Raw genomic sequence first — 21,459 nt, 5'->3', positions numbered from 1 at the left:
TCCCAGATCATTATTTTCGAGCGTCTCACGTCGCAATAAGGTGACGTCCAGGCTCAAAGCGCGGGCATCGTAGGGATCAGCGGGAAGGAGAGGACGTCCGCGGCGGATGCACGAACCGCACGGATTGCTCGCAAAAAGCTCTCGTCCCCACGCCGTTCGGCGGGCTCGATTGATCGCACGTTCGAGCGAGATGGCGCGCGGCAGCCCAAAGGGGCGTCGACGGGGAGGAGAATGACGATGAACAGGTTTGAGCTTCTGACGAGCGCCGCGGTGATGTCTCTCGTCTGTCTGCCTGCGGCAGCACAAGCCGGCTCTGCGGCAGCCACAAATCCTTCTCCTCAAGGCACAGCGACGACCTCGTCCGAGGCCGTCACGCCCGCAAACGGCCCTGGCCAGGAAGCGCCGTCCTCTGCAGGCAGCGGAGCCTCGGAATATGCCGGCGACATCGTTGTTACCGCCCAGCGCCAGTCGCAGCGGCTGCAGGATGTGCCGATTGCGGTCAGCGCCTTCACCGCGGAAAACCTCGAGCGGCAGCAGATCGTCAACCCGGTTGCTCTTCAGCAGACGCTGCCCAACGTCACCTTCACGAAGACCAACTTCACCTCGTCCTCCTTCACGATCCGCGGTGTCGGCGACCTGTGCGTTGGCACTACCTGCGACTCGGCGACTGCGATCCACGTCAACGATATGCCGCTGCTCGGCACCCGCCTGTTTGAGGCGGAGTTCTTCGATCTGGAACGCGTAGAGGTGCTGCGCGGCCCTCAGGGTACGCTGTTCGGCCGCAACGCCACCTCCGGCGTGGTCAACTTCATCAGCGCCAAGCCGGACCTGTCTAAGGTTCGCGCAGCGGGCGAGTTCGAGTACGGCAACTACAATTCGATCCGCGCGCGCGGGATGTTCAATCTGCCGATCACCGACACGCTGGGCGTCCGGGTTGCCGGCACGTACCTGAACCGCGACGGATATACCAAGAACCTTTACGACAATTCGCGCATCGATGATCGCGATCTATACGCGGTGCGCGGCACGCTCTCGTGGGAGCCGACCAGCGATACGCGCGTCGACCTGATCGGCTACTATTTTCGCGAAAAGGACAACCGCAGCCGTATCCAGAAGCAGCTTTGCCACCGCGATCCCACCGGCGTCCTGGGTTGCCTGCCCGACAACCTGCGTTACGAGACACTGAACGGCAATTCGACGCTGGCAACCGTCCTATCTTCGCGGGAGTTCCTGGGCATCGCGATCGACCCCGAACTCGCCGCTGCCGGGACGCCACTGCGAATTGCACCCTTTGCCCTCGGCAGCGTCTACGGGGCCGACCCTTTCGGCGCGGTGATCAACCCGGCTGACGTCCGAACCGTCAACGTCGACACGGTCCCGACGTACTTCGCCGAGGAAGAGCAGTATACTGCGAAGATCTTCCACGATTTCGGCGAGATTTCGCTGAACGTGACGGGCGGCTACATGCGCAACACCGTGAGCTCGGTCTCGGATTACAACCTGGCGGTGGAGGCTCCATACGTCAACAATCCGGGGCTTCTAGCGCTCCAGGGTGTGACCACGCTAGGTTCGATGGCCTACAATCCCACGCTGGCCGCGCTGTTCGGGAAATTCGCACAAGCAGTGATACCGAATGGCGCCAACGGCGGCGTCTGTCAGTCTGCCGCAACCGAGGCCAATGTTGGCGTTTACGGCGGGGCGTCGGCCGGATGCTATCCTCAGAGTCTCGACTTCGATCGTTCGGCGGGCAAGGTGCGACAGTTCAGCATCGAAGCCCATGTGGACAGTAAGTTCGATGGGCCGTTCAATTTTCTGCTGGGCGGTATCTACTTTGACTCCAAAGCCACGGACGTCGATTATTACGTGAACAGTTTTGGTTTGGACTACGCATCCGGCCTGGTGGGTAGCACCCTCGGCGGCGGCAATGCCTTCACTGCGTCGCCGAACTACCGTAATGCGGCTCCGCTCTTCCGCCTCAAGTCCTGGGGTATTTTCGGAGAGAGCTATTTTGAGTTCAATGACCGGCTAAAGCTGACCGTGGGCCTGCGATACAACCACGACGACAAGTTTGTTCGGCAGCGGACGACGATCTTCACGGATGCGGCCGGCGACTTCACGATCGCGCCGATCGGCGTCGACAATGCCGATCCATATCTGACGAACTACGATTTCGACTCGACCCGAGCGGGTTCGCAGCCGTTTGCAGAGAACGAAGTATCCTTCTCGCGCTTAACCGGCCGGGCGGTACTCGATTACCGGATCACACCGGACAATCTTCTGTATGCGTCATATTCCCGGGGCTATAAATCGGGCGGCATCAATCCGCCTCTCTCCCCGATCTTCACTGTCCCGATATCCTTCGCCCCGGAGCAGGTTGACGCGTTCGAGATCGGATCGAAGAACACCTTCGGCAATGGCGCCTTTCGCCTGAATCTCACCGGCTTCTATTATAAGTACAAGGGGCTTCAGCTCAGCCGCATCGTCGCGCGGACATCCGTGAACGACAATGTGGATGTAAATATCTATGGTGTTGAGGCGGAGGCCATCGCCAGGCCGATCCCGGACCTCGTCGTCAACATGAACTTCAGTTACCTGAACACCGAAGTCGCAAAGGACAGGTTCATCGCGAATCCTCGGGATCCATCGGGCGGGCGCTCGGACGCGGTGATCATCAAGGACATCACCAACGCCTCAAACTGCGCGGTGGCATCCACTTCTGGTAACGTCGTCGGCGTCAACCAATTCGTCGGCGCCGTCAACGGCGCGGTCGGGCTGCAGGCGCCGACGCCGATCCCGGGCACCACCACCACGGGGGCGTTCAGCATCTGCTCGGCGCTGACCGCTCAAGCCTCCGCCATCGGCGCGGCGTTTGGCGGCATCCAGGTGCTCGGCTCGGGCGTCGAGGTCAACGTCAGGGGCAATGCACTGCCCAACGCTCCGACCTACAAGGCGTCCGCGGGTATCCAGTACACGATTGCGATCGGCGGCAGCGGCTTCACGGTCGTGCCTCGCGCCGACATCAACTACACGGGTGATCAGTGGGGCACAATCTTCAACAAGAGCCCGATCGATCGCATCCGCGGCTACGAGGTTGTGAACGCGCAGGTCCAGCTCAACGCGCCCGACGACCGTTTCTACGTGCGCGGATTCGTGCAGAACCTAACCAACAACAACGGCGTCACGGGCATGTACGTTACCGACCAGTCATCCGGACTATTCACCAACATCTTCACTGTCGAGCCGCGTCGTTATGGCGTAGCAGCCGGATTCAAGTTCTGAAAAATGTGCGGCTGTGAACTCCTGTGAGACCGGAAAGGTTTGGTGATGTAGCAGAGCGCAACGCGATCCGGGGCGGTCAGATTCGGATGCACGCATGCGCCGTTCTGCTGGCGCGCCCGTCGGCGATCCGCCGGGCAGAAATGTCGATGACGAAGGCCACGTTGTCGAACCCGGCAAGGTTTCAACGTAGGTAAAGTCGGACACTCGCTGCATGATACGGGCCGGCGTCCAGAACTGTCGGTCTCCCCATTCGACCGGGAATCATGCCGCCCTGCCGCTGTCGATGAAAGTGGCGCGGACCGGCTTGCCGCGAATCACGCCGGTTAATCCCGTCGCCCGAAACACTCCGCAACGTGAAAAAAGGCCGCCCTCGAACAGTCGAGGGCGGCTAGGAGAGGCTCGTGAATAGGCTGATTGTCAATCAGCCCTTTAAAGTCGCCAAACTCTGTGTGACGTCGCCATAACCGGCATGGGCGGGTATGGTAAGTACGCGCTCTCCGTCCCGTATCTCGATCTGCGGGAGCACGGTGACCAGCGGACGTGCATCCGCTCTGGCGAGGCAATCCGCCGCGTTGTCGGCTTCGGCGAGCAGCTTCACATTCATCAAGGTCGGAAAGATCACCGTTCGGGTGCCGCTTCCGGCGAGGTCCAGGACCGACTCTGGCGCGATCCACTCGGCGTCGACCGTTTCATGTCCGTCGCAGATTGCGACTTGGTCGGTAGGAGCGTTGGCGGCATAGAACCAGGTGTCGAACCGCTTCGGCATCATCTCCGGAGTGATCCAGCGGGCGAAGACGGTCAGGGCGGTCAGGGAGAGCTTCACCCCTAATCCTGCGACGACATCGAGGAAGGCGAGTTCGCCGGCATCGACCTGCCGCCGGGCCTCGGCGTCGCACACGCTGGAGAAGGCGCGACCGTCGGGATCGGTGGCCAGCAGGATCCCCGCCTCCTCGAACGCCTCTCGGATAGCGCCGATACGCAGCGCGCGCTGGGTCGCGTCGACCTCGTCCCAGCCGATCACGTGATCGCGCCAGCGCGGATCGTCGTCACCAGGGTGCATCTTGCCGCCCGGGAACACCAGCGCCCCCGACGCGAAATCGATCTGGTGGTGCCGTCGCACCATGAGCACCTGATATTCGGGCACATCCCGCAGCAGCAGGATCGTGCCGGCCGGTCGCGGCTCGGCCGGAGTGCGCCTGGCGTCCGCCGCCGAAGTCTCGCTGCTCATGATCTCTCCTGTCTCTGCACGGTTACGCCGCGATGCCGCCGTCCCGCATGAGGTACGAACCGCGACCGCTGGCGAGCAGCACGCCGTCGGGTGAGCGCACCTCGCTGTCCGCGACCGACAGCGTCCGTCCGATCTTGACGACACGCGCGTGGACGTGAAGCGGGCCGCCGCTCGCCGGGCGATGATAATCGACGTGGAGCGACGCGGTGGCGCTGACCGCGCGCGTCCTCGTCAGCAGGACATACATGCCGGCAAGATCGATCAGGCTGGCGAGCACGCCGCCATGCACGGACGGGATCCGCGGGTTCGATACGATCTCGTCGCGCCACGGCATGCTGAGGTGAAGGACGCCGTCATTGACGTCCTCGACGCGAAGCCCGAGCCAGGCGTGGAACGGCGCAATCGAAAGCGCGCTTTGCAATGCGGCTCCCGCCAGGCCGTCTGGGCTTGCCGAGGGATTTTCGCCGACCATCTTACCGCCCCCTGAAAACGGGTGCGCGCTTTTCCATGAAGGCGCGCGGACCCTCACGTGCATCCTCGGTGCGAAACACCGGCGCGGCGAAGCGCGACTCCAATTCCATGCCTTCGCTTTCCGACCGCCCGAGGCAAGCGCGCGCCGACGCGCGGATCGCCTGTACTGCGATCGGGCCGTTGGCGGCGATCCGTTGCGCCAGGTCGAGCGCCGCAGGCAGCACCTCCTCCGGCGCCACGACGCGGTTGACGAAGCCGTCGTCGAGCGCGGTGTCGGCATCGATCAGATCGCCGGTCAGCAGCAGTTCCATCGCGCGCGCATAGGGAAGCTGGCGCGGCAGTCGCACCGTCGATCCCCCGCCCGGGAAGATCGCCCATTTGACCTCCTGCACGCCGAAGCGCGCCGCGCTTGATGCGATCCTGAGATCGGTGCCCTGGACCAGTTCCATGCCGCCCGCGATCGCGTGCCCGTTGATCGCGGCGATCACCGGCTTGACGACGTCGAACGTGCGCAGCAGCGCGGTGCCGAGAATGTCGCGGTCGGCAAGCACGCGGCGATCCCACTCGTCCTCCGGCGGTCGCCCGCCGCTGACGAGCGGAATGAGACGGCCGAGGTCGGCACCCGAGCAGAAGGCGCTGCCGGTTCCGGTCACCACCGCGACGCGGATCTCGGCGTCGTCGCGCACCCTCGTCCAGCAGTCGGCCAGCTCCACCAGCATCTGCGGATCAAGCGCGTTACGCGCCGCGGGGCGGTTCAGATGGACGATGGCGACATGTCCAGCGGTCTCCATCCAGGCTACGCTGTCGGTCATCCAATCCCCTTCTGCTCTTTAACATTATACTCTTTGAGTAGCCGTGCAAGTCGGGGACGAACAGAATTCAGCACTGGACAGGGACAAAACAGTGGTTCAGCATCAAACCATGATAAGGGTTTTTCATGCTGGACGTGGCTGAGCGGGGTGAGGTGCCCTCGTTCGTACGGGGCAAGCGCGCGCTTCGCGTTGCGCAGGCGATCGTGCACGACATCGAGGCGGACGCGCGCCAGATCGGCGACCGACTGCCTCCGGAGCACGACATGCTCGCGCGGTACGAAGTCGCCCGCGCCACATTGCGCGAGGCGCTGCGTTTTCTGGAACTGCAGGGCGTGCTCCACCTGCAGCCCGGTCGCGGCGGCGGGCCGGTGGTCGCGCGGCCGCAGATCGGCGATTTCACGAGTTCGCTTGCGCTCGTGCTGCACTTCGTCGGCACCGACCTGCGCGCGCTGATCGAGCTGCGCGAGGCGCTCGCCCCGCAGGCGGCCTCCCACGCCGCCCGGCGCGCCACGGCGGCGGATCTGATGGCGCTGGCAAGCTGCTTCGCCGAGCTCGAGCAGCAGGTGGGATCGACGCTGTTCGAGGAAACCAACCGGCGCTTCCACGACCTTCTGGCATGGGCGAGCGGCAATCCGCTGTTCGGGCTGCTCACGTCCGCGCTGCACCTGCTGACCCGCGACCTTTCGCGCCAGCTCGGCTATTCCGAGCACGAACGCGAGAACCAGGTTCGTCGCCTCGCGCGCGTCGTCCATGCGGTGCGGCTGCGCGACGCGGTCACGGCGCGGCGCGAGATGGAACGGCTCGTCGAGGGATCGGCGGTATATCTCGGGCAGCGCAGCCCCGACCTGATGGATCAGAAGGTGCGCTGGACTCAGGCGTTCGAGGCGTAGCCGCCGAGATAGATCAGCAACGAAAACGATGTGGGAGAGACGGACAATGGCCCTAAACAGCCGGATCTGCGGGATGCTTGGCATCGACTATCCGATCGTCCTGGCCGGCATGGGTGGGGCCAGCGTCCCGCGGCTGGCGGCGGCGGTGTCCAACGCGGGCGGGCTGGGCGTGCTCGGCGCCGCAGCGTGCCCGCCCGAGCAGCTCCGCGCGTGGATCCGCGAGACGCGCGCGCTGACCGACAGGCCCTTCGGCGTCGACACGCTCCTGCCCGCCTCGGTGCGACGCGGCTCAGCGCCGCAGACTGGGGCGGCGCCAGCGGACCCGCGCGCGGTGCTTGCCGACTATCAGGCGTTCACGCGCGACTTTATGGAGCGTGAGGGGCTGGAGATCGTCGCGCGTGATGCCGGCCGCGATGCGACGGAGGGCGCGGCCAACGGCGGCGCGGCGCTGTTCTCCAAGGAGTTCTTCGAGGCGCAGATGGAGGTCGTCGTCGAGGAGAAGGTACCCGTCTACGCCGCGGGGCTCGGCAATCCGGGACCGTGGATGGATCGGCTCCACGCCAACGGCACGGTCGTCATGGCGGTGGTCGGCAAGGTGAAGCACGCGCTGCAGGTGGTGGAGTCGGGCATCGACGTGATCGTGGCCCAGGGGCACGACGGCGGCGGACACAATTCGCCCATCGGCACCATCTCGCTCATTCCGCAGGTGGTCGATGCCGTTGGGGACCGGGTGCCGGTGCTCGGCGCGGGCGGCATCTCCGACGGGCGCGGGGTGGCGGCGGCCTTCATGCTGGGCGCCGAAGGCGCCTGGGTCGGCACCGCCTTCCTCGCGACCGAGGAGGCGGGGATCGAGGATTTCCAGAAGGAGGCGATCGTCGACAGCGGCGATGCCGACACCGTGGTGAGCCGCTCGATCACCGGCAAGCCCGCCCGCATGATCCGCAGCAAGTGGGCCGACGCGTGGGTGGCGGCGGGGAAGGAGCCGCTGCCGATGCCATACCAGTCGATGATCGCCGGTCCGGTTATGGCGTCGGGCATCCGTGCGAAGCGCAAGGACATCATCCCGGGCTTCGCGGGACAGGGCATGGGTCTGATCCATGCCGTCCGCCCCGCCGCCGAGGTGATGCGTGACCTTGTCGCCGATGCCGAGCGCGCGCTCGGCCGCGCGGCGGGCCTGCGCTGAGGGTCGCGGCTGGTTACAGGAGGGACAGATATGACCTTCTCGGACAAGGCAGCGATCACCGGCGTCGGGGAAACCGATTACGTCAAAGGCACCGAGCGCACCGCGGTGGACATGATGCTGGAGGCGTCGCGGCGCGCGATCGCGGACGCGGGCCTCCGCCCGTCCGACATCGACGGCATGGTGCCGCCGCCCATCTACACCACGTCGGAGGAATTGGCGGCAAACCTCGGCATCGACGTGCTGCGCTATGCCGCGACCGTCCACATGGGCGGCGCGAGCCCGACGACTGCGCTTCAGCATGCGGCGATCGCGATCGCGGCCGGTCTGTGCGACCACGTGCTCGTCACGCTCGGGTGGAACGGCTTCTCAGCGCTGCGGCCCAAGCCGGGTGCTCCGCCCACGCGACCGATGAACATGAACACGCTGACCAATACCATCCGCGGCTATTACATGCCCTACGGCGTGTTCCTGCCGGTGCAGATGTACGCCTGGCTGGCGACCCGGCATTCGCAGCTCCACGGCGTCGGTCCCGAAGCCATGGGCGCGGTGGCGATGGCGTGCCGCCGCCATGCGCAACTCAATCCGAAGGCGTTCACCTACGGTCGGCCGCTCGATTGGGAAACCTACCACGACGCCCGGATGGTGTCGGAGCCGTTCCGACTCTACGACTGCTGCCTCGAGACCGACGGCGCGTGCGCGGTCGTCGTCTCGCGCATCGACCGCGCGCGCGATATGCCGCATGTCCCCGTTACCATCGCGGGCGCCGCCGAGGGACATCCCTATCCCGCCGACGACATCCCCTCGCGCCCGGATCCGTTCAAGATCGGGCTGAGCTATGCCGCGCCAAAGGCGTTCGAGATGGCCGGCATGGGCCGCGAGGAGATGGATTTCCTCCAGGTCTACGACTGCTTCACCTACGTCGTGCTGCTCCAGCTGGAGGCGATGGGATATTGCGAGCCGGGCGGCGCGCTCGACTTCGTGCGCGACGGGCAGATCGAGCTCGGCGGGCGCTATCCGCTCAACACCCACGGCGGGCTGCTGAGCGAGGCGCACGTGTGGGGGCTCAACCACGTCGTCGAGGCCGTGCGGCAGCTGCGGCACGATTGCGGGGAGCGCCAGGTGCCGGGCGCACGGACCGGGCTCGTCACCGGCTGGGGCGACCTGGGCGACGGCAGCATCGCCATCCTGCGGAGGTTCGCATGAACGACGACGACATTGCGCCCAAGCTGCGGACGCCCGCCGTCTCGCCCCCCAAGCCGTTGCCGCACCCGCAGGATCCGGTGGAGCAGGAGTTCTGGCAGCGTTGCCAGGGCGGCACGCTCCATTTCCAGCGGTGCGGCGAGTGCCGGACGTGGCGCCACCTGCCCCGCTACATGTGCGCGCGCTGCGGCTCGCCCTCGTTCGCCTGGGAGCCGAGCAGCGGGCGTGGACGGCTGTTTTCCTGGACGGTGACGCATCAGGCGCTGCACCCCGCCTTCGCGGCCGACGTGCCGTATGTCGCGGCGGTGGTCGAGCTGGACGAGGGCGTCCGCATGGCGACCCGGCTGACCGGCGCCGATCCCGCCACGCTCGCGCTCGACATGCCGGTGGCGCTGGCCTTCGAAACGATCGGCGACGGGTTCCGGCTGCCCGTCTTCACACCGGCTGCAGGAGCGTGAATCGATGGACCTGAGTTACGGCCCGGAATACGAGGCGTTCCGCGACGAGCTGCGCGCGTTCATCGCCGCGAACCGCCACCGTGCGCCGGCCGCGCCCGGCGCGGCGCAGCGCGCCGGGGCGGACGCGGTCGCGTGGCAGCAGCTGCTGCTCGAGCACGGCTACACCGCACGCACCATTCCGCGCTACTATGGCGGCTTCGGTGCCGAGCCCGACATCCTGACGTCGCGCATCATCGCCGAGGAGTTCGCTGCGGCGGGCGTACCCGGCGGGCTGTCGAACCAGGGCATCTCGATGCTCGTCCCGACGCTGCTCGAGCTCGGCACGGAGGAGCAGAAGCGCCGCTGGATCGCACCGACGCTGCGCGGCGAGATCGTCTGGTGCCAGGGGTATTCGGAACCGGGCGCGGGCTCTGATCTGGCGGCGCTGCGCACCAGCGCGCGCGAGGAGAACGGCGAGTTCGTCATCAACGGGCAGAAGATCTGGACCAGCACCGCGCATCAGGCGGACATGATCTTCTGCCTCGTGCGGACGGAAGCGGAAGCGCTCAAGCATGCGGGGATCAGCTACCTCATATTCTCCATGAAAACGCCCGGGATCGAGGTGCGCCCGCTGCGCACGATGACCGGCCACGCCGAGTTCAACGAAACCTTCTTCACCGACGTGCGCGTGCCCGTCGACCAGATCGTCGGCCAGCGCGGGCAGGGCTGGATGGTGGCCAACGCCACGCTCGGTTACGAGCGTGGCATGCTGGGCGACCCGGCGGCGCTGGAGAATCGCCTCGCCGCGCTGGTGCAGCTGATGCACGATGAACGGATCGACGGCGTGCGCGCGATCGACAACGCGGCATTGTGCGGCCGGCTGGTGGCGCTGCAGGCCGAAGTCGCGGCGATGAAGTTCAACGGATTGCGGCTGCTGTCCAATTCGCTGAAGGGCGAACCCGGCGGCCTCGCCAAGCTAATCGTCAAGCTCCAGTCGTGCGAACTGGCGCACCAGATCTCGGCGTTGGCGATCGACGCCATGGGGGAGCTCGGCCTGCTGTACGGCGGCAGCCGGCGCGAGCGGGCGGGCGGAAGCTGGCAGTGGAACTACATGTTCCAGCTCGGCCTCATCATCGGCGGCGGCACCGCGCAGATCCAGAAGAACATCATCGCCGAGCGCGGGCTCGGCATGCCGCGCGAGCCGAAGCTGGAGCACGCGCGCGCACCCAAGGCGGAGGCGGCATAGATGGATTTCGGTCTTTCCCCCGAGCAGCGGATGCTGCGCGACGCGGTCGATCGGCTGCTGCGCGAACATTGCCCGCTCGATCACGTCCGCGAGGTCGCGGAGGGCGGCGATGCCGTCAGTGCGGCGGTGGTAGCGGCGCTGGCCGAGCTTGGCCTTTCCGGCATCATGGTGCCCGAGGAGCACGGCGGCCTCGGCCTGGGCCTGCTCGATGCCTCAGTAGTGGCGGAGGCGCTCGGCGCAGCGGTGGCGCCGGTGCCGTTCGTGGCGCGCTGCGTCCTCGCCCCGCTTGCGCTGCGGCTTGCCGGCACGCCGGCGCAGCAGGCGCGCTGGCTGCCGCGCATTGCCGACGGCAGCGCGCGCTTCGGCGTCGGGCTGACCGAGGTCGTCAACTGTCGCGACGGCGGCGGCGTCACGGCCGCGGACGGCACGCTCAGCGGCTCCGCGCTGTTCGTGCTCGACAGCGCCGACGCCGATGCCTTTGTCATCGCCGACCAGCGCGGCCAATTGCATCTGGTCGCCGGCGAGGCGGAGGGGCTCGAACGCCTTCCGCTGTCCACGATCGACCTCACCCGATCGGTGGGCGAGCTGCGGCTGGACGGCGTCGCGGCCGAGCCGCTCGGCGATGACGATGGCGGGGCGGCCCGCCGGCTCGTCGCGGCGGGTCGCGTGCTGCTCGCGGCGGACAGCGTGGGCGCGGGCGACGCGATGATCGCGCGGGCGGTCGCCTATGCCGGGGAGCGTGAGCAGTTCGGGCGCGTCATCGGCAGCTTCCAGGCGGTCAAGCACATGTGCGCCGAGATGGCGGCGCGGCTGGAGCCGTGCCGATCGCTCGTCTGGTACGCGGCGCATGCGTTCGACGCGGTCCCGGATGAGGCTTTGCTGATGGCCTGCCATGCCAAGTCGCACACCGGGGAGGTGGGCCGCTTCGTCGCGCGTACCGCCACGGAGGTCCACGGCGGGATGGGGTTCACCGACCTGCTCGGCCTCCACTATTGGTTCAAGCGCATCGGCTTCGACCGGCAGGTACTCGGCGGGCCGGAGATCGTGCGCGCGGAGGCGGCTGCGCTGCAGGGCTGGGGCAAACGCGCCGCGTGAAACGAGGAGCAGCAGGCATGACGCAGTGGAACCTCGGCGACATCCTCGACGCGATCGAGCCCGTAATTCCCCTCGACGCCCCCGCGCTGATCCACGGCGACCGGGTGATCACCTGGCCCGAGATGGCGCGCCGGTCTAACAACGTCGCGCGGGCGTTGCGCGCGCGGGGGGCAGGACCGGGCGCCAAGGTCGCCTTCTATATGCGCAATCGACCCGAGTACGGCGAGCTGATGGCGGCGTGCTTCAAGGGACGACTGACCCACGTCAACATCAACTACCGCTATCGGCCCGATGAGGTGTTCTACATCTTCGACGACAGCGACAGCGAGATCGTAGTCTACAGCGCCGAGTTCCGCGCCTGCATCGAGGAGTTGCACGGCCGGCTTGGCAAGGTGCACACTTTCGTGGAGATCGGCCCGGACACGGAGCGCGCTTTGTTCGCGCTGCCCTACGAGGCGCTTGCAGCGGAGGGCGACGGCGCGCCGCTCGGCATCGCGCGCTCGCCCGACGACGAACTGTTCATCTACACCGGCGGCACGACCGGGATGCCGAAGGGCGTGATGTGGCGGCACACCGACATGCGCGAGGCGCAGCTCGATGCGCAGCGGCTGATGGGGCCGACGCCCGCCGACCTCGCCGAAACCGCGGCGCTGATCGCGCGCGACGGACCCGGCCGGCGTACGATGCCCGCCTGCCCGATGATGCACGGCACCGGCTTCATCACGTCGATCGGCACGCTGGTGAGCGGCGGCTGCATCGTGACGCTTGGGGGTGAATCGTTCGATGCCGACGAGCTGTGGCGGTCGGTCGATCGCGATCGCGTCGAATCGATCGCGATCGTCGGCGACGCCTTCGCCAAGCCGATGCTGGCCGCGCTGGATGCCGCGCCCGAGCGCTACGACACGTCTAACCTCGTCACGATCGTTTCGTCCGGCGTGATGTGGAGCCGCGAGGTGAAGGCGGGGCTGATCCGGCACATCCCGCAGGTCGTGCTGATGGACAGCTTCGGCGCGTCGGAGGGGCTGGGGTTCGGCCTGTCGGTTACCAGCGCAGCGGGCGAGACGGCGACCGCGCGCTTCACCATCGGCGGGCTGTGCGACGTGTTCGACGAGCATGACCGGCCGGTCGTTCCGGGCAGCGGCACGCCAGGTTTCATCGCGCGCAAAAGCGCGATCCCGATCGGCTACTACAAGGATCCGGAGAAAAGCGCGAAGACGTTCCGCACCATCAACGGCGTCCGTTACTCGATGCCTGGCGACTGGTGCACCGTCGCCGCGGACGGAACGCTGACGCTGCTCGGGCGCGGCAGCGTGTGCATCAACACCGCGGGTGAGAAGGTCTATCCAGAAGAGGTGGAGGAGGTGCTGAAGACGCATCCCGCGGTCGCGGACGCGCTTGTAGTCGGTGTGCCCGACGAGAAATGGGGCCAGGCGGTGACGGCAGTCGTCCATGCCGTGCCGGGGGCGACAGTGGACGAGGCGGCGGTGCGCGCTCACGTGCGCGCCGTGCTCGCCGGCTACAAGACGCCCAAGGCGATCGTCGTTACCGACCGCGCGCTGCGGGCGCCGAACGGCAAGGCGGATTACAAGGCGGCGACGGACATCGCTGTCGCTGCGGTCGCTGCGCGATGAGCGGCGTGCCCGATATTGACGCGCTGGTGATCGGCGCGGGCTTCAGCGGGCTCTACCTGCTCGCAAAGTTGCGCGAGAACGGCTTCAACGTTCGGCTGGTGGATGCGGCGGCGGAGCCGGGCGGCATCTGGTACTGGAACTGCTACCCCGGCGCACGGGTCGATTCGCACGTACCGATCTACGAATTTTCGGACGAGCGGGTGTGGCGCGACTGGACCTGGTCGGAACGCTTCCCAGGCTGGCGCGAGTTGCGTCGCTATTTCCGGCATGCCTGCCACGTTCTCGACCTCTGGCCTGCAATGAAGCTCGGTGTCGCGATGCGCTCCGCCGTATTCGACGAAGATGCCGGCTTCTGGCGGGTGGAACTCGCCGATGGAGATCGGCTGACCACCCGCCATCTGCTGCCGTGTACCGGCTTCGCGGCGAAGGCGTACATCCCGTCACTTCCGGGACTCGACCGCTTTGCCGGCCCTGCGCACCATACCGCGCACTGGCCGCAGGAGGGCATCGACTTCACCGGCAAGCGCGTCGCGATCATCGGGACCGGCGCGAGCGGTGTGCAGGTCGCCCAAGAGGCGGCGCGCGAGGCGGCGCAGCTGACGATCTATCAGCGCACCCCCATCCTGGCGCTGCCGATGCGCCAGCGCTCATTGACGGAGGTTGAGCAGGCGCAGGCCAAGCCCGGCTACCCCGAGATCTTCCGTCAACGTCGGCTGAGCAGCGGCGGGTTCGAGATCCCGCGGCTCGATCAGTCCGCGCTCGAGGTTTCGAGCGACGAGCGCACCGCGACGTTCGAGCGGCTGTGGGCGGCTGGAGGCTTCCACTACTGGGTCGGCAATTACGCCGACATCCTGGTAGACGAGCGCGCCAACCGGCTGGCCTACGACTTCTGGCGCGACAAGGTGCGCGAACGGATCGCAGATCCCGCGTTGCAGGAGAAGCTTGCGCCCAGCGAGCCGCCGCATCCGTTCGGGGTCAAGCGGCCGTCGCTCGAACAGACCTATTACGACATCTTCAACCAGCCGAACGTCAAGCTCGTCGATTTGCGCGATGAGCCGATCGTCGAGATTCTTCCGCATGGAGTCGCCACAAGCGCGGGTGTGCGACAGCATGACGTGCTGGTGCTCGCGACCGGGTTCGACGCGGTGACGGGCGGTCTCATGCAGATGGATATTCGCGGCCGCCACGGAACGACGCTGGCGATCGCGTGGAAGGAAGGCGCACGCACGCATCTTGGTTACGCCGTATCGGGCTTTCCCAACATGCTGTTTCTCTATGGTCCGCAGAGTCCCTCCGGTTTTGCAAACGGTCCGTCAGCAGCCGAAGTTCAGGGCGACTGGGTAACCTCGTTCCTGATGCACCTGCGCCATGCCGGTCTTGATGGCTTCGAAGCCGAGCCGGACACCCATGACGCCTGGGGGCGGCACATGGACGAACTGGCCGCGCCGACGCTTTTCCCGCGCGCCGACTCTTGGTACATGGGTGCAAACATTCCAGGAAAGCCACGGCAGCTTCTTAATTACCCATCATTGGTGATTTACGCAGAAATGTGTGAAGCCGCTGCCGCGGGTGGTTATACGGGATTTCGCCTGTCGTAATATACTTCATGGTAATTCTCTTTTGCTGGTTTTCTTGTAATTGTTTCGTTCTCTAAAATAACCGATCAGGAGTAGAATGATGGCTGTTCTTGATTATGCGAAGACCAATTTTTCAGGTGGGCTGGTGGATGTCGATGTTCCGCTAAACGAGATCGACGTTTCGAAACCCTATCTGTTTCAGGAAGACAGCGTCGGAGAAATATTCCGGCGGCTGCGCCGCGAGGACCCGATCCACTATTGTGCGGAAAGCAACTACGGCCCGTACTGGTCGGTGACGAAGTTCGACGACATCATGAAGGTCGACACCAACCATCGTGTGTTCTCGTCGGAAGCCAAGCTTGGCGGCATTTCGATCGCGGACATGCACGCTGGAGAGAGCGCGCTCGAACTTGAGATGTTCATCGCGATGGATCCGCCTAAACACGATGCTCAACGCAAGGCGGTGACCCCGGCGGTGGCACCTTCGAACCTCACCCTCCTCGAGCCGATCATCCGCGAGCGTGCGGGTGCCATCCTCGACGCCCTGCCGATCGGCGAGGACATCGACTGGGTACGGAACGTGTCCGTCGAGCTGACCACGATGACGCTTGCCACCCTGTTCGATTTTCCATGGGAAGATCGCGCAAAGCTCACGCGCTGGTCTGACGTGACGACAGCGATCCCCGGCGCCGGCATCGTCGATACCTTTGAGCAGCGCCGAGAGGAACTGATTGAGTGCGCGATGTACTTCAAGCGCATCTGGGACGAACGGGTTGCAACGCCGGGCGGCAACGACCTCATCTCGATGATGGCGGGCTCGCCGGCGACGCAGGAAATGCCGTTCATGGAATTCCTGGGAAACCTGCTTCTGCTGATCGTCGGGGGGAACGACACCACGCGCAATTCGATCAGCGGAGGCGTGCTGGCGCTCAACCGGCACCCCGATGAATATGACAAGCTCCGTAAAAATCCTGCGCTGATCCAGAGCATGGTCCCGGAGATCATCCGCTGGCAGACGCCGCTCACCCACATGCGCAGGACCGCGCTGGAAGATATCGAGCTTGGCGGCAAGAATATCCGCAAGGGTGACAAGGTCGTGATGTGGTATCTGTCCGGAAACCGCGATGATAGCGTCATCGATCGGCCCGACGACCTGGTCATCGACCGGGCGAACCCGCGCCACCATCTCTCCTTTGGTTACGGCATCCATCGTTGCATGGGAAATCGGCTCGCGGAACTGCAACTGAAAATCATCTGGGAAGAAATCGCCAAGCGGTTCGAGTTCGTCGAGGTGGTGGGCGAGCCGGAGCGCCTGCTGTCGAACCTGGTGCGTGGCATCACGCGTCTGCCGGTACGGCTTCATGCAAAAGCGGCCTGAGGACGGCAACGAGGGGAATCAGCACGCGATGGTCAACGTGACATTCGTTCTGGCAAGCGGGGCGCGCCTGCCGGTGGAAATCGACGAGGGCGAAAGTGCCCGCGAGGCGGCGCTCTACAACGATGTCCCGGGCATCGACGGCGATTGTGGGGGTGCGTGTGCCTGCGCGACGTGCCATGTCCACGTCGATCCGGCCTGGATCGATCGCGTCGGTAGATTGCCGCCAGACAGCATGGAAGGCCAGCTGCTCCAGTTCGCCGAAGGCGCGACCGCAAACAGTCGGCTGGCGTGCCAGATCAGAATGACCGACCGATTGAACGGTTTGATCCTGCATGTCCCCGAGCAGCAATATTGAAGAGTGAAAGGCGGTGGTCGCGGGTCGCGACACTGGCTCTTGGCGAGGTCGAGCGATTGATGTGCGAGGAGAAGCGTTCTGGCCTTACCGACATCGACCCGCTTTGGGCAGGTGACGGTGCCCGCCTGCCGAGCTGGTTCATGGATGCGCTGGCCGTGCCAAGGGAGGAGGGCTTCGTCCTCGTAGAGGGTGCGCATGTCCACTACCTGCGCTGGGGCGACCGCGCCAAGCCGGGCGTCCTCATGGCGCACGGTTTTCTTGCCCATGCGCGCTGCTGGGCGTTTATCGCGCCGTTCCTCGCCGCGGACTACCATGTCGTCGCCTATGATCTTGCGGGCATGGGCGACAGCGACGCGCGCGCGGGAATCGATGGCGACGGCCGTGGGCGCGAGATGATCGCGGTGGCGGAGGCGACCGGGCTGTTCGACGGTGCTGCGCCGCCCGTGATCATCGGTCATAGCTTCGGCGCGGGGATCGCGGTGACCGCGATGACGATCGCGGCCCAACGGTTCGCGGGCGCGATCATCTGCGACCTGATGATCATGCGGCCCGAGGCGCTTGCCGCCTACTCGCGCGGCGGACGCGGCAGCCCCGGCTCGGGCGACCCGAACAAGCCCGCCAGCCGGTATCCCGACTACCCGACCGCACGCGCGCGCTACGTGCTCGCGCCGCCCCAGCCTGCGGGCGAGCCGTTCCTGATGGACTACATGGCCTATCATTCGCTCCGGCGGGACGGCGACACGTGGACGTGGAAGTTCTCGCCCGCGGTGTTCGCGCGCGGCAACTCGGCGGATGAGTGGATGACGATGGGCCGCCGCGTTGCCGCGGCTCCTGGGCGGCTGGCAATCGTCTACGGCGAGCACAGCGCGCTCTTCGGCAGGGATTCGGCGGCATATCTGCGCGAACTCGGAGCTGGGACGATTCCGATCGTCGCGGTGCCCAACGCGCGCCACCACCTGATGCTGGACGAGCCGCTCGCCTTCGCGACGGCGCTCAGAAGCATCCTTGCGCTCTGGAGATCGGCGCGCTGAATCAATCAGGCGTATCGAGCGAGTTTCTCTTCGCTGGGGGATTTTCGAGGGCGAATTCCAGCTGCGCAAGGCACAGTTTTCCGGCTCCGTCCCGCTCTACGGCTTCGGCATGCACCACTGCGACACGACGTCCCACACGCATCAGCGTCGGCGTCGTGCTGATTGCGCCCAGTCTGACCGGGGCGAGAAATTGCAGGTTCACACTGATCAGCCGGGAGGATTGCCCTGGCGAGAGTGTGCGGGAGAGAGCAAGCTGTGCGGCCAGCTCGAGAAAGGAAGCGATCGCTCCTCCATGCAGGGCGGGCAGGATGGGATTTCCGACAAGCTCCTCTGTCGGGATCAGCGTGAACGTTTCACCGCTTTGCGTCATCATGTTACCGAGCAGCCGCGCGAAGCCGTACTGCCCAACGCCAGCCGTGACTGCGCCTTCGCTCATGGGCCGACAGCCCGATTGATCGAGAAGACGCCCTGGGATGTCGCGATCAGGCGAGACGGATCCGTGTCCCAGACTTCGGTACGTACGAACGCTCGGTGCTCAATCGCGTCATAGCAGTGGGCCCATGCCGTCGCCGAGCATCTCGCCTCGGCAGACCGCAGATGATCCACCTTCAGGTTCAGGGTCGAGATCGCCAGCCGCCTGCCCAGCCGGGACATCACGGCGACGCCGCAGGCCTGATCGATCAGGCTCGTCAACACGCCGGTTGCGAGCGTCTCCTCCTCGTCCGCCAGCTCCTGACGCCAACCAAGACGTAGCGAGCTGAGGCCACCGCCGACCGAGACCAGCTCCAGGCCAAGCCTGTTGCCCCATGGTACATTGCCCGGTTGCAGGCTCCAGTCTCCAGCCACACTTCCATCCTCGTCCCGACCTGACCTCACCGCTCACCCAAAAAGCCATCGCTCAGGCTTCACCGGAAACGGTACGGTTTACATACTCCGACCAGCTTTTTAATGGCTGTGTTCGAGTATGGAAACGCGGTCGAACAAATTTCTGGTTCTCGTGGTGACCGGCTTTCTGCTGGGCACGCTCCTGATCTTCACGCTGTGGCTGTTTGATGCACGCGATGGAGACGGCAACCCCTATATGATCCGCTTCACCGGAAGCGTTGCCGGTCTCGAAAATGGATCGTCGGTGACCTTTTCGGGTGTGCCGGCCGGTCATGTCACGTCGATACGGTTCGACAAGGAGGACCCGTCAGCGGTTCTCGTCACCGTCAACCTTGACCCACGGATCCCCATCGTCGCAGGCGTAAAAGCGTCGATCGCAAGATCGGCACTGGCCGGCACCGCGAACATCAGCCTCGACGGCGCTACATCTGGTGCGCCCCCGATCGTTGCGGCGAGCGACACCGAGCTTCCCGTCATTCCCGCCAAGGAAGGCGGGCTCCTTGGCGGCGGAGGGGACCCCGTCGCACTGGTCGAAAAGATCAGCCGCACCGTGGATTCTGTTTCTCGCAACCTCGACGCCGCTCAGCAGCAGCGGGCCAGCGATCGACTGGCGGCGCTTGCGGAAAGTTCCGCCGGTTGGGCAGACAGGGTCGGATCAGCATCCGACGGACTTACTGGCGCACGCGGTCGCGTGGTGGCCGTGGGGGACGCCCTGCAGCGATCCGGCGCCAGCGCTCAACGGTTGAGAGCTGCCCTGAACGACCGCCGCGCGACCGTTCTCGCCAGGGCGAACCGCCCGTTGCTGAACGCTCGAGACGAAGCCGAGCAATTGACAGCGCGCGTCGAGGCGGTTCGACCCACGATCCGCGGCATGACTGCCAAACAGGCCCAGCTGCGTGAGACCATTCGTTCAGCAAGTAACAAGGTAGGCGCTGTCAGGGATACGGCTGTTCGCATCGATCAGGAGGGCTTGGGGGTAAGTGCTCCGTCCCTTCCGACCTACAAGCCGAAATCACGGCAGTGATCGGCCGCGAAGCGATAGGACAGCTCTTGGCTGAGCTCGAGATGGCAGGCGACCGACCGACCGTCCCGGCGTGATTTCTCGTCAACCGGTCTGGATTGCGCTACCCTCGATCGGGGAGAACGAGATTGAGCGACGACGAGAAAAAGGGAAGGCGCCCAAGAAAGATGGGCAGACCGACCACTGAGGACGCGGTCCGCCTGACCTCGCACATCCTCAAGAGCGCTCGCGAGCTGTTTTTTGAGCACGGCTTCGACGGCGCCAGCGCCGACATGATCGCCGAACAGGCGCGCATCTCCAAGCGGACCCTCTACGCCCGCTTCGGCAGCAAGGCGCGTGTGTTCGAGGCGGTGATCCTCGACGAGATCGATACGCAGCTGCGCGCGCTCGAACCCTCCGGCAGCGACGAACCCGAGATCGGATCGCGACTTCGCGTGATCGCCGATCGCCTGCTCGAGTGGCTCCTGACGCCCCGGATCGCCTCCATGGAACGTGTCGTCATCGCGCAAGCCGTACGCTTTCCCGCGCTTGCGGCGAACATCCACGACTTCGGCTACCAGCGGGCCGTCCAGTGGGTGGCATCGATCCTCGCCCATGCCAATGCCAGGGGGGAGCTGTCGCTGGCCGACCCCTTGTTCGCTGCCGAGCAGTTCGTCACACTCGTCGTGGTCGCCCCCATGCGCCGGGCAGCGCTGGGTTTGTCTCCGCCAGCGTATGACGAGGCGGCGCGCGATCGTATCGCGCGCGGGATCGACCTGTTCCTTGATGGCTGCCGCCCGCGACAGGGGGATGGTTGCCGCACGTGATGCCCACCACCGACGACGAGCCTCAGATCGGCGAGCACGCGCGTTTGGCCGAGCTGCTCCAGATCATGGGGCGCCATGGCCTGAACGGCCTCGCCTCGCGCCTGGGCCTGCTGCCCGGTCGTTCGGAGCAGCCGGTAGACATCGGTACCCCCGAGCGGGTCGTCGCGCTGCTGCAAGACCTTGGACCCGTCGCGGTCAAGCTGGGGCAGGTGCTCGCGACCCGTGAAGACCTGCTCGGGCCGGAATGGGTGCGCGCGTTGTCGACGCTGCAGGACCGGGTGACCCCGCTGCCGTTCGAGGCGCTGGAGCCGACGATCCTGACAGCGCTTGGCTCCCCGATCGCCGACGTGTTCGCGCGGTTCGACCGCGAGCCGATCGCCGCGGCCTCCATCGCGCAGGTTCATGGCGCCACCCTGCGCGACGGAACCGAGGTCGTGGTCAAGGTGCGCCGGCCGGGGATCGCGGAGCGCGTCGATGCCGACCTGCGATTGCTCCGCCGTGTCGCGCGGCTCGCCGCCAGGCACTCACCGGAGATCCGTCGCCTCAAGCCTGACGAACTGCTCCGGTTCTTCGCGGAGAGCCTAACGCGGGAAATGGACCTCAGTGCCGAAGCGGCGGCCTGCGAGAACATCGGCGCGTTTCTGCGGCCGCTCGGCATTTGCACGCCCGCCTTCCACTGGGATCAGGTCGGTCGCCGGATCAACGTGCAGGAACGGCTCGACGGCTTGCCGGTCCGCGCGATCCTCGACGCGGAGCGTGAGGGCGGTGCGGACGTCGCCGGCAAATATGCCGATGCGGTGCTGCGGATGATCATCTTCAACGGCCGGTTTCACGCGGACCCCCATCCCGGCAACGTCTTTGTTCTGGCCGACGGGTCGCTGGCGTTCATCGACTTCGGGGCGGTCGGCGTGCTCAGTCCCGCCCGGCGGAACGA

The 21,459-nt window shown here is 65.8% G+C and carries 20 protein-coding genes; 15 read left to right on the top strand and 5 right to left on the bottom strand.

Translation table 11 applies throughout. The annotated features are described in order from the left end of the window. The first annotated feature begins 237 nt into the window (after nt 1-237). Entirely contained in the window at nt 238-3,279 is a 3,042-nt protein-coding gene (locus ACFDTH_RS09510; RefSeq protein WP_066516461.1) for a TonB-dependent receptor, read from the top strand. A 421-nt stretch (nt 3,280-3,700) separates the two neighbouring features. Here ACFDTH_RS09510 and ACFDTH_RS09505 read toward each other — a convergent pair whose 3' ends face one another. Genes ACFDTH_RS09505 through ACFDTH_RS09495 form a run of 3 tightly spaced genes read right to left on the bottom strand, consistent with a single transcriptional unit; the run spans nt 3,701 to nt 5,790 of the window. Continuing rightward, the gene (locus tag ACFDTH_RS09505) at nt 3,701-4,507 is read right to left on the bottom strand and encodes an NUDIX hydrolase (protein ID WP_375287287.1); all 807 of its coding nucleotides are present in this window, start codon (nt 4,505-4,507) and stop codon (nt 3,701-3,703) included. Nucleotides 4,508-4,529: 22 nt separating this feature from the next. Continuing rightward, on the bottom strand, nt 4,530-4,928 hold the full coding sequence (locus tag ACFDTH_RS09500) for a PaaI family thioesterase (RefSeq protein ID WP_375287286.1): 399 nt from the start codon (nt 4,926-4,928) through the stop codon (nt 4,530-4,532). Between the two features lie 52 nt (nt 4,929-4,980). Next, nucleotides 4,981-5,790, bottom strand: coding sequence for an enoyl-CoA hydratase-related protein (locus ACFDTH_RS09495; protein WP_066516410.1), 810 nt, complete (start codon nt 5,788-5,790; stop codon nt 4,981-4,983). A gap of 125 nt (nt 5,791-5,915) precedes the next feature. Here ACFDTH_RS09495 and ACFDTH_RS09490 point away from each other — a divergent pair, with 125 nt between their 5' ends. The 11 genes from ACFDTH_RS09490 to ACFDTH_RS09440 all read left to right on the top strand — a co-directional run bounded on the left by ACFDTH_RS09490 (nt 5,916) and on the right by ACFDTH_RS09440 (nt 17,813). Then, the gene (locus tag ACFDTH_RS09490; protein WP_231923445.1) at nt 5,916-6,680 is read left to right on the top strand and encodes a FadR/GntR family transcriptional regulator; all 765 of its coding nucleotides are present in this window, start codon (nt 5,916-5,918) and stop codon (nt 6,678-6,680) included. Nucleotides 6,681-6,726: 46 nt separating this feature from the next. After that, on the top strand, nt 6,727-7,863 hold the full coding sequence (locus ACFDTH_RS09485; protein ID WP_066516411.1) for a nitronate monooxygenase family protein: 1,137 nt from the start codon (nt 6,727-6,729) through the stop codon (nt 7,861-7,863). Nucleotides 7,864-7,893: 30 nt separating this feature from the next. Continuing rightward, nucleotides 7,894-9,066 carry a transporter gene (locus ACFDTH_RS09480; protein WP_066516415.1) on the top strand — a complete coding sequence of 391 codons (1,173 nt, stop codon included), beginning with the start codon at nt 7,894-7,896 and terminating at the stop codon, nt 9,064-9,066. Next, entirely contained in the window at nt 9,063-9,521 is a 459-nt protein-coding gene (locus ACFDTH_RS09475) for a Zn-ribbon domain-containing OB-fold protein (protein ID WP_066516418.1), read from the top strand. The genes ACFDTH_RS09480 and ACFDTH_RS09475 overlap by 4 nt, the downstream gene beginning before the upstream one ends. 4 nt (nt 9,522-9,525) lie before the next feature. Continuing rightward, nucleotides 9,526-10,746, top strand: coding sequence for an acyl-CoA dehydrogenase family protein (locus ACFDTH_RS09470; RefSeq protein ID WP_375287285.1), 1,221 nt, complete (start codon nt 9,526-9,528; stop codon nt 10,744-10,746). Next, the gene (locus ACFDTH_RS09465) at nt 10,747-11,841 is read left to right on the top strand and encodes an acyl-CoA dehydrogenase family protein (RefSeq protein ID WP_066516426.1); all 1,095 of its coding nucleotides are present in this window, start codon (nt 10,747-10,749) and stop codon (nt 11,839-11,841) included. Between the two features lie 17 nt (nt 11,842-11,858). After that, the gene (locus ACFDTH_RS09460; protein ID WP_375287284.1) at nt 11,859-13,472 is read left to right on the top strand and encodes an acyl-CoA synthetase; all 1,614 of its coding nucleotides are present in this window, start codon (nt 11,859-11,861) and stop codon (nt 13,470-13,472) included. Next, nucleotides 13,469-15,070: a flavin-containing monooxygenase gene (locus ACFDTH_RS09455; RefSeq protein WP_375287283.1), complete on the top strand. Its 1,602-nt coding sequence runs from the start codon at nt 13,469-13,471 to the stop codon at nt 15,068-15,070. Before ACFDTH_RS09460 ends, ACFDTH_RS09455 begins: the two co-directional genes overlap by 4 nt. 79 nt (nt 15,071-15,149) lie before the next feature. Continuing rightward, nucleotides 15,150-16,427, top strand: a complete 1,278-nt coding sequence (locus tag ACFDTH_RS09450) for a cytochrome P450 (protein WP_066516465.1) — start codon at nt 15,150-15,152, stop codon at nt 16,425-16,427. Nucleotides 16,428-16,455: 28 nt separating this feature from the next. Beyond that, nucleotides 16,456-16,782 carry a 2Fe-2S iron-sulfur cluster-binding protein gene (locus ACFDTH_RS09445; RefSeq protein WP_066516469.1) on the top strand — a complete coding sequence of 109 codons (327 nt, stop codon included), beginning with the start codon at nt 16,456-16,458 and terminating at the stop codon, nt 16,780-16,782. A 59-nt stretch (nt 16,783-16,841) separates the two neighbouring features. Next, nucleotides 16,842-17,813, top strand: coding sequence for an alpha/beta fold hydrolase (locus ACFDTH_RS09440; protein ID WP_375287282.1), 972 nt, complete (start codon nt 16,842-16,844; stop codon nt 17,811-17,813). 1 nt (nt 17,814) lies between these two features. Here the strand turns inward: ACFDTH_RS09440 and ACFDTH_RS09435 are convergent, their stop codons facing one another. Continuing rightward, entirely contained in the window at nt 17,815-18,249 is a 435-nt protein-coding gene (locus ACFDTH_RS09435; protein ID WP_375287281.1) for a PaaI family thioesterase, read from the bottom strand. Then, nucleotides 18,246-18,659 carry a PaaI family thioesterase gene (locus ACFDTH_RS09430; protein WP_375287280.1) on the bottom strand — a complete coding sequence of 138 codons (414 nt, stop codon included), beginning with the start codon at nt 18,657-18,659 and terminating at the stop codon, nt 18,246-18,248. The genes ACFDTH_RS09435 and ACFDTH_RS09430 overlap by 4 nt, the downstream gene beginning before the upstream one ends. Before the next feature lie 154 nt (nt 18,660-18,813). Between ACFDTH_RS09430 and ACFDTH_RS09425 the strand changes: the two genes are divergently transcribed. The 3 genes from ACFDTH_RS09425 to ACFDTH_RS09415 all read left to right on the top strand — a co-directional run. Continuing rightward, nucleotides 18,814-19,722 carry an MlaD family protein gene (locus ACFDTH_RS09425; RefSeq protein WP_375287279.1) on the top strand — a complete coding sequence of 303 codons (909 nt, stop codon included), beginning with the start codon at nt 18,814-18,816 and terminating at the stop codon, nt 19,720-19,722. A gap of 125 nt (nt 19,723-19,847) precedes the next feature. Then, the gene (locus ACFDTH_RS09420) at nt 19,848-20,525 is read left to right on the top strand and encodes a TetR/AcrR family transcriptional regulator (protein WP_231923446.1); all 678 of its coding nucleotides are present in this window, start codon (nt 19,848-19,850) and stop codon (nt 20,523-20,525) included. After that, on the top strand, nt 20,525-21,459 hold a 935-nt coding region (locus ACFDTH_RS09415), incomplete at its 3' end, for an ABC1 kinase family protein (RefSeq protein ID WP_375287278.1). The genes ACFDTH_RS09420 and ACFDTH_RS09415, both read left to right, overlap by 1 nt.

Source organism: Sphingomonas sp. (genome assembly GCF_042096255.1).
Lineage (GTDB): Bacteria > Pseudomonadota > Alphaproteobacteria > Sphingomonadales > Sphingomonadaceae > Sphingomonas.
The sequence above is the reverse complement of the archived record's forward strand: the minus strand, read 5'-3'. Positions and strand labels throughout refer to the sequence as shown.